Origin of the sequence: Kitasatospora cathayae (assembly GCF_027627435.1) — a bacterium.
Lineage (GTDB): Bacteria > Actinomycetota > Actinomycetes > Streptomycetales > Streptomycetaceae > Kitasatospora > Kitasatospora cathayae.
Window position 1 is genome coordinate 6223895 of record NZ_CP115450.1, and the last position, 10306, is coordinate 6234200.

Here is a 10306-nt window from a genome sequence, read left to right on the forward strand (position 1 = left end):
CGGCTCTCTCGTCCCGGTCAGGACCCGGGGGTGGACCGCCCGCGCCGGGTGAACACCCGCCGCACCGGACCGGTGACCGCCTCGACGGCCCGGCCGGTCCCGGTGGCGACGGCAGCCCGGGCCGTCTGCACCGCGTCGGAGATCCGCCACCACAGCTGCGCCGAGGACGGCGGCAGCAACAGCGCCCGGATCCGCCCGCGCCGACCGGCGCCGGCCTGCAGAGCGCGTCGGGCGGTGCGGACGTCGGCGGCCAGCGGAGCCGTGGTGACCGGCCCGGACGGGGCGTAGAGCACCCGCTCGGTGGCCAGCGCCAGCCGCCCGGTGGCGGCCGCCGCCTCCGCGTCCAGGTCCGCCTTCTCGGTGATCCGCCGGGCGGCCGAGCGCGGAGTGCGTGACTCGTCCGGGGGAATTCCGAGGTCCCAGGCGGAGTCGACCAGCTCGTCCCAGGCGGCCAGCACCTGGGCGTCGGTGAGCTCGGTCGGGCCGTCCCCGCCGGGCCGGCGCCGCCCGCCACCGCCGAGCCGGCGACGGCGCACGGCGGTGCGCCAGAACATCGGTACGAGCAGCAGGGCGATCAGCACCACCACCACGGCCAGGGTGCCGAGCACCTGCCCGGACAGCAGCCAGGACTCCTCGGCGGCCTGGCTGACGACCTTGTCCTTGGGCCCGCACTCGCCCAGCTGACGCTGCTTGGCGGTGCAGTCCGAGCTGCTGGTCGGCGCCGGTACGGCGGCCGCGCTGGTCGCCGCGGCGGTCGGCTGGTGGGTGGGCGCCGTGGTCGGGGCGCTGGAGGCCTCGGTGTAGTGGGTCGGGACGCCCCGGCTCGGGGTCGGCTCGAAGCGCGTCCAGCCGTAGCCGGAGAAGTACAGCTCGGGCCAGGCGTGGTACATCCGGCCGGTGACCGAGTAGGTGTTGCCGTCCTTGCTGTCGCCGGGGGTGAAGCCGACCGCGACCCGGGCCGGGATCTTCAGCACCCGGGCCATCGCCGCCATGGTGGAGGCGAAGTGCACGCAGAAGCCCCGGCGGTCGCGCAGGAAGACCGCGATCGCGTTGCTGCCGGTGCCGCCCTCGACCGAGGTGTCGTACTTGAACTGCGGGCCGGTGAAGTAGTTCACCAGCGCCGTCGCCCGGTCGTAGTCCGTGTGCGCGTCGGCGGTGATCGCCCTGGCCTGCTGCGCGACCACCGTCGGCAGGTCGGAGGGGACGGCGGTGTAGCGGTCCCGGATGTCCTGCGGGGCGGTCGGCGCGGTGCGCAGCTCGTCCGCGGTCGGCCGCAGGTCCAGCGAGGTGACGTGGTAGCGCAGCCCGCGGATCGCCCGCTCGGTGACCGGCACGACGGTGCGGGTCACCGGGTCGAGCTTCCAGTCGCCGCGGTTGGGGACCTGGACGGACGCGGCCGGGTACGGCATCGGCAGCCAGCTCTTCTCCAGCTTCTCGCTGACCTGGAAGTCGCCCTCGACCCGGGGGACGTTGGGGTCCCGCAGTCCCTCGGGGGTGGGCAGGGTGCTGGGGAGGTCGCTGACCACGGTGCTGCCGAGCTTCCAGCTGGCGCCGTCGAACTGGTCCAGCGAGCCGGTGCGCAGGTAGGTCTGGTCGGCCAGGTCGCTGTCCAGGGTGTAGGTGAGCAGCACGTCGTCGCTCGGCTTGGTGAGCGCGGACTCCAGGCTGATCATCGGGTCGAGGCTGCTCGTCACGCTCCGGCCGAGGCCGGTGCCGCTGCCGGACGACCCGCCGGAGCCGGAGTCCAGCAGCCCGAAGTCCCAGCGCGGCAGGAACACCGGCAGCAGCATCGCCAAAGCCAGCGCCAGCACGCCGACCTGCTGGCCGCCCAGGCTGACCTGGTTGGAGGTCACCGTGCCGCGCGCGCCGCCGCGGAAGACCCGGCCCCAGCGGGAGACCCGGTCCTGGCCCTCCGCGAACAGCAGCACCAGGTAGCCGGCGGCGGCGAAGCAGAACCAGATCCAGCTGCCGCCCTGCTTCCCGGCGAAGCCGTTGCCGATCGAGTACATCGCCAGCAGCGGCAGCCCGGCCAGCGCCGCGCGCCGGTAGGTCACCGCGATGGTGTCCACCAGCACGGCGATCAGGCCGACCGCGGAGACCAGGATCAGCCGCAGACCGGGGGTCGGTGGCGCCGGGAGGGCGTACTGCACGATGTCGTCGAGGCCGGAGGAGAAGACCCGGCTGAGCACGCGCAGCGCGGACGGTCCGGGCAGCACGCCGCCGGTCATCCCGGAGCCGGCGAAGCCGATCAGCATCAGCAGGAGCAGCACCAGCACCTGGGCCGTCGGCACCGACCAGCGGTACAGCGGGGAGCGGCGCAGGCCCGCGCCGACCGCCGAGATCACCCCGACCACCAGGAGGGCGTGGGTGAACCAGCCGCGGGTGGTCAGCAGCGGGAGCATGCACAGCGAGGCGAGGGCGGTGGCCAGCGCCGAGTAAACGGTCAGTTTGGCCCGGGTGGTCACGCGCCGGCCTCTTCTCGGTAGGGGGCGGTGGTCTTCGCGCCGTCGGCGGCCCGCCACAGGTCCGGCACGGAGTCGCCGGCCCGGACCGGCAGGACCGTCCAGCCGGCCCGGCGCAGCTCCCGGACCCGCTCGCGGAACGCGTCGCCGCCGGTGTCCGGGGCGAGCATCCGCAGCCCGGCCCAGGTCTCGGTGTCGAGCAGGAAGGCGATCGCCCCGCCGGTGCGGTCGCGCAGCCGGGCCAGCCTGGCCGTCTGCGCCGCGTCCAGGTCGCCGAGCACGGCGACCAGCAGGCCCTCGCCGCCGGCCCGCAGCGGCTCCTCGGCGCGGGAGATCCCGGCGCCGTCGGACAGGTCGGCGACCGCGAGGGCGTCCAGGATCAGCCCGGAGGTGTCGGCGGCGAGGTTGTGGCCGCCGGTGCCGGGCCCGGGCACCCACTGACCGGTGTCGGTGAGCAGCTGGGTCTGGTAGCCGCGCTCCAGCAGGTGCACGGCGACGGAGGCGGCGCAGCTGACCGCCCACTCGAAGGAGGAGGCGGGGCCGGTGCCCCGGTGCCCCACCTCGCGGGTGTCCAGCAGGACGGTGGCGCGGGCCTTCTGCGGCTGCTCCTCGCGGCGCACCATCAGCTCGCCGTACTTGGCGGTGGAGCGCCAGTGCACCCGGCGCAGGTCGTCGCCGGGACGGTACTCGCGCAGGATCACGTCGTCGTCCCCGGCCAGCGCCAGGGTGCGGGTGTGGCTCTCGCCCTGGCCGATCCACTCGCCGGTGAGCCGCACCTGCGGCAGCGTCTGGACCTGCGGGACGACGGTGAGCACGTCGGAGGCGGTGAAGGCGCGGTTGACCTCGCACATTCCGAACGGGTCGGACAGCCGCAGCTGCAGTGGCCCGAGCGGGTAGCGGCCGCGCAGGTCGGAGCGGACCCGGTAGGAGACCTCACGGAAGCCGCGCGGCTCGACCCGGTCCAGCACGAAGCGCGGGCGCGGCCCGAGCACGTACGGGACCTTGTCCTCCAGCAGCAGCAGACCGGTGGGCACCCGGGAGACGTTGTCCACCCGCAGGTGGACCCGGGCCTCCTGGCCGGCGATCGCCCGGTGCGGGCTGAGCCGGCGGCCGCTGGCCACCCGGTAGCGGGTGTTGGCGACCACCAGGGCGGCGGCCAACGGCAGCGCGGCGAGCAGCACGCCGACCCGCAGCAGCGCGTCCTGGTCGAGCACGTAGGCGCAGACCACCGCGGTCAGGCCGGCCGCGAGGAAGGAACGGCCCCGGGTGGTGAGGCCGCGCAGTCCGGCCCGCAGTCCGCCGGTCTGATCGGCTGATGAGGCCACCTCAGCCCCTCCGGACGACCGGGCTGCCCTGCGGACGCGGCAGCGGCAGCCGGGCCACCAGGTCGGTCACGATCTGCTCGGAGGTGCGGCGGCCGAGCTGGGTCTCCGCGGTCGGCATCAGGCGGTGGGCGAGGACCGGGACGGCCAGGCGCTGGATGTCGTCCGGGGTGACGTAGTCGCGCCCGTCCAGCGCGGCGGCGGCGCGGGCGGCCCGGACCAGGTGCAGGGTGGCGCGCGGCGAGGCGCCCAGCCGCAGCTCGGGGCTGGTGCGGGTGGCGGCGACCAGGTCGACGGCGTAGCGGCGGACCGGGTCGGCGATGTGCACGGTGCGGACCAGGTCGACCAGCTTGAGGATGTCGGCGGCGTGCGCGACCGGCTGGAGGTCGGCCAGCGGGTTGGCGCCGGCGTGCACGTCGAGCATCGCGAACTCCGCCTCGGGGCTGGGGTAGCCGATCGAGATCCGGGCCATGAAGCGGTCCCGCTGGGCCTCCGGGAGGGGGTAGGTGCCCTCCATCTCGACCGGGTTCTGGGTGGCCACCACCATGAACGGCGAGGGCAGCTCGTAGGTGGTGCCGTCGATGGTGACCTGGCGCTCCTCCATGGACTCCAGCAGCGCGGACTGGGTCTTGGGCGAGGCGCGGTTGATCTCGTCGCCGACCACGATCTGGGCGAAGATCGCGCCCGGGCGGAACTCGAAGTCGTGCTGCTGCTGGTCGTAGATGTTGGTGCCGGTGACGTCCGAGGGCAGCAGGTCAGGGGTGAACTGGATGCGGCGCACGGTGCAGTCGACGGACCGGGCGAGCGCCTTGGCCAGCATGGTCTTGCCGACGCCGGGCACGTCCTCCAGCAGCAGGTGGCCCTCGGCGAGCAGCACGGTCAGGGCGATCCGGACCGCCTCCGGCTTGCCCTCGATCACGCTCTCGATGTTGGCGCGGACCCGGTCCACGACCGCGGCGAGCTCGGGGAGCCCGACCTGGTGGTACCCGTTCGCCCTCTGTCCGCCCCCCGCAGGACTGCCGAGACCGGCCTGATCGTCGTAGCTCGTCACCCGTTTACGCTCCCTGGCACGCTGCGCCCGCCTCACCCGAGGCCGGACCCCACCCCATGCTTGACGCGGCCGCTCCGGGGGCGGTTCCGAAGGAGGATCCGGCGCCGGTTCGGCGGCCTGCGGCCCGGCCGCCCCAGGTGGTTCGGGGCCTGACCGGCAGGCGCATTCTCCCCCGTACGGCGGCCAGAAGTCACCATTCGGCGGTTACTCGCCCGCTCGCCTCCGGGGCGCTCCTGGTCCGACGCCGACGGTCGGCGCTCCGTCGCTCCTGCGTCGCTCCCGCGCTTCTCCCTTTCGGCGTCGGCGCGCCCCTTCGGCTCGGGGCGGTCCTGGGCTACTCGCCCGCTCGCCTCCGGGGCGGGGCGGGTGCCCGCCCGGACGCCGTTGGCCGGGCGGGGAGGGCGTCGAGGGCTACCGGATCTCGCGCAGCAGGCCGGTGTGGACGTCGAAGACGAAGCCGCGGACGTCGTCGGTGTGCAGCAGGAAGGGGGAGGTGCGGACCCGCTGCATGGACTGGCGGACGTCGCCGTCGAGGTCGACGAAGGCCTCCACCGCCCACTGCGGGCGCTGGCCGACCTCCAGCTCCAGTTCGCGGCGGAAGTCCTCGGTGAGTCCGAGCAGGCCGCAGCCGGTGTGGTGGATCAGCGCGATCGAGCGGGTGCCCAGGGCGCGCTGGCTGATCGTCAGCGACCGGATGGTGTCGTCGGTGACGACGCCGCCGGCGTTGCGGATGACGTGGGCGTCGCCCAGTTCGAGGCCGAGTGCCGCGAACAGGTCGAGGCGGGCGTCCATGCAGGCCACCACGGCGATCTGCTGGACGGGCCGGGCGTCCATGCCGCCGTCCCGGAAGGTCACCGCGTACTCGCGGTTGGCCGTGACGAAGCGGTCGATGACGGTGGAGCTGGGAGAGTCGGCAGCGGCGTTCGGCGTGGGCCGGTCGGGGGTCACTGTCATGAGGGCGACGTTAGTGCGATCCGGGGCCGCGCGGTGGGGCGAAGTGCTACAGAACGCACCGCTGTGATCGAGCGCATAGCGACAACGGGACGGTTTGTCCCGGGCTGCGGCTTGTGGGTTCGCGCCCGGTCGCTCGACGGGGCGCGCGGCACTCGCCGGAGGCCCCCCATCGGTGTCCCCGCCGGACCGCCCCGAGGGCCGCGACCTGCGGTGATCCGTACCGCCGCCCGGGTGGTGCGCCGGAGCGGACCATTGACTGGAGGGGCCCGCGCGATAGAGTTGCGGCGCGTTGGAGCACACCCGCCGGAGCCCGTCAACCGGGCGTCCTCGGCCGGTGTGGCCCGGCCGATGCGGCCTGTGGCCTCCACCCGCTCCGTGTTCACCTGGCGCACCTTCCCCGGCGCCCGGCGGCCACGACCTTCCTCTCGAGCGGGCGGGGACCACGGGCCGCGTCGTCGTGCCGGCAGGCGGTGGGCGAGAATGGTCGGAGCTCCCGGACGACGGGCTGCTCCGCACCGAGGAAGGGCGCCACCGCGCATGACCACCAACGAACCGGGTCCCAAGCACGTTCCGGTGATGCTGCAGCGGTGCATGGACGCATTGGCCCCGGCGATCTCGCGCCCCGGCGCCGTGGTGGTGGACGCCACCCTCGGCCTCGGCGGGCACAGCGAGGCGCTGCTGACCCAGTTCCCGGAGGTCCGGCTGATCGCGGTGGACCGCGACCCGCAGGCACTGAAGCTGTCCGCCGAGCGGCTGGCCCCGTTCGGCGACCGGGCCACCCTGGTGCACGCGGTGTACGACGAGATCCCCGAGGTGCTGGAGCGGCTGGGCATCGACCGGGTGGACGGCGTGCTGTTCGACCTCGGCGTCTCCTCGATGCAGCTGGACGAGGCCGACCGCGGCTTCGCCTACGCCCAGGACGCGCCGCTGGACATGCGGATGGACCAGACCCGGGGGATCAGCGCGGCGGAGGTCCTCAACACCTACAGCCACGGCGACCTGGCCCGGATCCTCAAGGTGTACGGCGAGGAGCGGTTCGCCGGGAAGATCGCCTCGGTCATCGTGCGGGAGCGGGCGAAGGAACCGTTCACCAACAGCGCGCGTCTGGTGGAGTTGGTGCGCAACGCCATTCCGGCGGCGACCCGCCGGACCGGCGGGAACCCGGCCAAGCGGACCTTCCAGGCGCTGCGGATCGAGGTCAACGGCGAGCTGGAGGTCCTGGACCGGGCGATCCCGGGCGCGCTGGACGTCCTCGCGGTAGGCGGCCGGATGGTGGTGATGTCGTACCAGTCGCTGGAGGACCGACTGGTGAAGCAGTACTTCGCCGCCGGGGCGACCAGCACCGCCCCGCCGGGGCTCCCGTTCATCCCGGAGGAGCACCAGCCCTGGCTCAAACTGATCACCCGCGGTGCCGAGCTGGCCACCGAGGAGGAGATCGAGGAGAACCGGCGCGCCGCGCCCGTGCGGCTGCGGGTGGCGGAGAGGATCAGGGACCGAAGCAAGCGGGGCTGAGGATCGGCTCCGGCGGGGTCCGAAGGGCGGAGGAGAGCGGTGGGGCCGGTGGCCGGTGAGGTCCGGGCGGGGCGGGGAGGACTCCCCGGACAGGGCAGGGCGCGGATCACGGTCCGGCCGGGGCGGCGCCCCGTGCGGGGGCGCACGCCGTTCGCGGTGCTCGTGGTGGTGCTGCTGGCGGCGGGGCTGCTCGGCCTGCTGGCGCTGAACACGGCGCTCAACGAGGGCTCCTTCGAACTGTCCCGGCTGCAGAAGCAGACCACCAAGGCGACCGACGAGCAGCAGAGCCTCCAGCACGAGATCGACCAGAGCTCGGCCCCGGACGCGCTGGCCAGGCGGGCCGGTGAGCTGGGCATGGTTCCGGCCGGCGGGATGGCCTTCCTGGACGTGCCGAACGGGGGCAAGGTGCTCGGCACTCCCGGCTCGGCGAAGGACAGCCCGCCGGTGAAGAAGTCGACGGTCGAACCGTGGCCGATGAAGCAGCCCTCGCCGGGGGCCCAGAGTGTGGCCCCGGCCCAGCCGAGCGCCGCACCGAGTGCCTCGCCCAGTGCCCAGCCTTCGGCGCAGCCGACGAGTCAGGCGCCCGCGCCGCCGCCGACCCCGGCGGCCTCGGCCGGTGACTCGGTGATCCAGCTCAACCCGGTGTCGTCCGCGCCGGCGCAGCACGGGGGCGGTACCCGATGAGCGAGTGGAACGAGCGAATCATCGAGAGGTGCGAATTGTGCGAAGCGCCCGCCGAGCGTAGCGAGGCGGTCGCATGAGCACGCCTCGTCAGCCGTCCGGCTCCGGCTCCGGTTCCGGGTCCGGCCGTCGGCAGCCGCCGCGCGCCGGTGCGGCCCGACCCGCCGCCGGGCGCGGCCAGCCCGCTGACGCGAAGGGGCGGCCGGCCAAGGGCCAGCCCGTCCGCGGCCAGTCCGGCAAGGCCCAGCCCGCGAAGGGCCAGCCCGCGAAGGCCCAGCCCGCGCGCAGCCAGTCGGCCAAGGCGCAGCCCGCCAAGGCCGCCGCCGACCGCACCCCGCGCGCGCCGCAGCAGCGCCGCCCGGAGGGCCGTCCGCCGGCCCGCAGCCAGTCGGCGGTGCGGCCGCGTCCGAAGTCCCGGGTGCCGCAGCGCCCCAAGGCGCTGAAGCTGGCCGAGCCGAAGCGTCGGCTGCGGGTGATCACCGTGGCGCTGTCGCTGGTGTTCTCGGTCTTCGCCGGGCGCCTGGTGCAGCTCCAGCTGGTGGACGCCGACGCGCTGGCCGCCGACGCCAACACCAACCGCTACCAGAACATCCCGATCACCGCCGAGCGCGGCTCGATAACGTCCTCCGACGGGGTCGCGCTGGCCGCGACCGTGGACGCGTACGACATCACCGCCGACCCGGCGATGTTCACCCCCGAGGCGACCGGCATCCCGGACGCGCCGGAGCAGGCGGCCGCCCTGCTGTCGCCGATCCTCGGCGTCGCCCGGGACAAGATCGCCGCCGACCTGCACACCCCCAAGACCCGCTACAAGCGGCTCGCCGCCCAGCAGACCCCGGCCGCCAAGAACCAGATCAGCGACCTCAAGGCGGGCCTGGAGAAGAAGGCCGGCTCGCGCACCTGCCAGGCCCAGAGGAAGCTGCTCGGCAGGCCCGCCGACCAGGGCGGGCGGACCCGGGTGGACAACGAGTGCGCCAACCCGCTGGCCGGGGTGTTCAACCGGGAGACCCAGAAGCGGATCTACCCGGCCGAGGGGCTGGCCGCCAACCTGGTCGGCTTCGTCAACGGCGAGGGCGAGGGCGCCGGCGGGCTGGAGCTGCAGTACCAGAAGCAGCTGGCCGGCAAGGACGGCCACAGCAGCTACGCCCAGGCCGGCGGCCGGCTGGTGCCCACCGCCGGCGGCTCGATGGATCCGGCCGTGCCCGGCAGCGACATCAAGCTGACCATCAACCGGGACATCCAGTGGGCCGCCCAGCGGGCGATCACCGACCAGGTGGCCAACTCCGGCGCGGAGAAGGGCTACGTCATCGTCCAGGACGTGAAGACCGGCCAGGTCATCGCGATGGCCAGCGCGCCCGGCTTCAACCCGAACGACCTGAGCCTGGCCAAGCAGTCCCAGATGGGCAACCCGGCCCTGGTCGACGCCTACGAGCCGGGCAGCACCGCCAAGCTGATGAGCCTGGCCGCCGTGCTGGACTCCGGCAAGGCCAACTGGGACACCAGGGTCACCGTGCCGAACCGGCTGGTCCGGGCCGGGCAGCAGTTCAAGGACGATGTCGAACACGGCGACTGGTACCTGACCCTGGCCGGGGTGCTGGCCAAGTCCTCCAACATCGGCACCATCGAGGCGGTCGAGACCCTCGGCGACGGCGACCAGCTGAAGGCCAACCAGGTGCTGGACGGCTACCTGCGCAAGTTCGGCGTGGCCCAGCCGACCGGCCTGAACTTCCCCGGCGAGACGCCCGGGATGCTCAAGAAGCCGGAGGACCTGGTCGCCTCGGAGAAGTACAACATCTCCTTCGGCCAGGGCCCGCTGCAGCTGAACGCGATGCAGGCCACCTCGGTGTACTCGACCATCGCCAACGGCGGGGTGCGGGTCGCGCCCAGCATCGTCCAGGGCGTCACCGGGCCGGACGGCAAGTACACTCCGACCGCGCCGGGCGAGCAGACCCGGGTGGTCAGCGAGCAGACCGCCAAGACCCTCACCTCGATGCTGGAGTCGGTCGTCGACGACGAGCAGGGCACCGGCGGCAACGCCGCCATCCCCGGCTACCGGGTCGCCGGCAAGACCGGCACCGCCAACCGGGGGGCCGCCGACGGCAAGGGCTACGACGGCTACACCGCCTCCTTCATCGGCTTCGCCCCGGCCGACGCCCCCCGGTACACCGTCTCCTGCACCCTCCAGGGCCCGGTCAACGGCCACTTCGGCGGCCAGCTGTGCGGGCCGGTGTTCAAGCAGGTGATGGAGTTCACCCTGAAGACCATGCAGGTCCCGCCGAGCGGCAGCCAGGCGCCGAACCTGCCCGTCGAGTGGAAGCCGTGAG

At 73.8% G+C, this 10306-nt stretch carries 7 protein-coding genes; 3 read left to right on the forward strand and 4 right to left on the reverse strand.

From position 1 onward, the window contains the following. Positions 1 to 17: 17 nt before the first annotated feature. The 4 genes from O1G21_RS27855 to O1G21_RS27870 all read right to left on the reverse strand — a co-directional run bounded on the left by O1G21_RS27855 (position 18) and on the right by O1G21_RS27870 (position 5789). Positions 18 to 2465 (reverse strand): transglutaminase TgpA family protein, encoded by a 2448-nt coding sequence (locus tag O1G21_RS27855; protein ID WP_270147507.1) that lies wholly within the window; start codon positions 2463 to 2465, stop codon positions 18 to 20. After that, the gene (locus O1G21_RS27860; RefSeq protein ID WP_270147508.1) at positions 2462 to 3787 is read right to left on the reverse strand and encodes a DUF58 domain-containing protein; all 1326 of its coding nucleotides are present in this window, start codon (positions 3785 to 3787) and stop codon (positions 2462 to 2464) included. Before O1G21_RS27860 ends, O1G21_RS27855 begins: the two co-directional genes overlap by 4 nt. Before the next feature lies 1 nt (position 3788). Next, entirely contained in the window at positions 3789 to 4835 is a 1047-nt protein-coding gene (locus O1G21_RS27865; RefSeq protein WP_405000720.1) for an AAA family ATPase, read from the reverse strand. Positions 4836 to 5246: 411 nt separating this feature from the next. Further along, complete coding sequence (locus O1G21_RS27870; protein WP_270147509.1) at positions 5247 to 5789, reverse strand: beta-class carbonic anhydrase; 543 nt, start codon at positions 5787 to 5789, stop codon at positions 5247 to 5249. 537 nt (positions 5790 to 6326) lie between these two features. Here O1G21_RS27870 and rsmH point away from each other — a divergent pair. The 3 genes from rsmH to O1G21_RS27885 all read left to right on the forward strand — a co-directional run bounded on the left by rsmH (position 6327) and on the right by O1G21_RS27885 (position 10305). Beyond that, on the forward strand, positions 6327 to 7301 hold the full coding sequence (gene rsmH / locus O1G21_RS27875) for a 16S rRNA (cytosine(1402)-N(4))-methyltransferase RsmH (protein WP_270147510.1): 975 nt from the start codon (positions 6327 to 6329) through the stop codon (positions 7299 to 7301). A gap of 132 nt (positions 7302 to 7433) precedes the next feature. Further along, positions 7434 to 7985 (forward strand): FtsB/FtsL family cell division protein, encoded by a 552-nt coding sequence (locus O1G21_RS27880; RefSeq protein ID WP_270147511.1) that lies wholly within the window; start codon positions 7434 to 7436, stop codon positions 7983 to 7985. 73 nt (positions 7986 to 8058) lie between these two features. Beyond that, positions 8059 to 10305 (forward strand): peptidoglycan D,D-transpeptidase FtsI family protein, encoded by a 2247-nt coding sequence (locus tag O1G21_RS27885; protein WP_270147512.1) that lies wholly within the window; start codon positions 8059 to 8061, stop codon positions 10303 to 10305. The last annotated feature ends 1 nt before the right edge of the window (position 10306 follow it).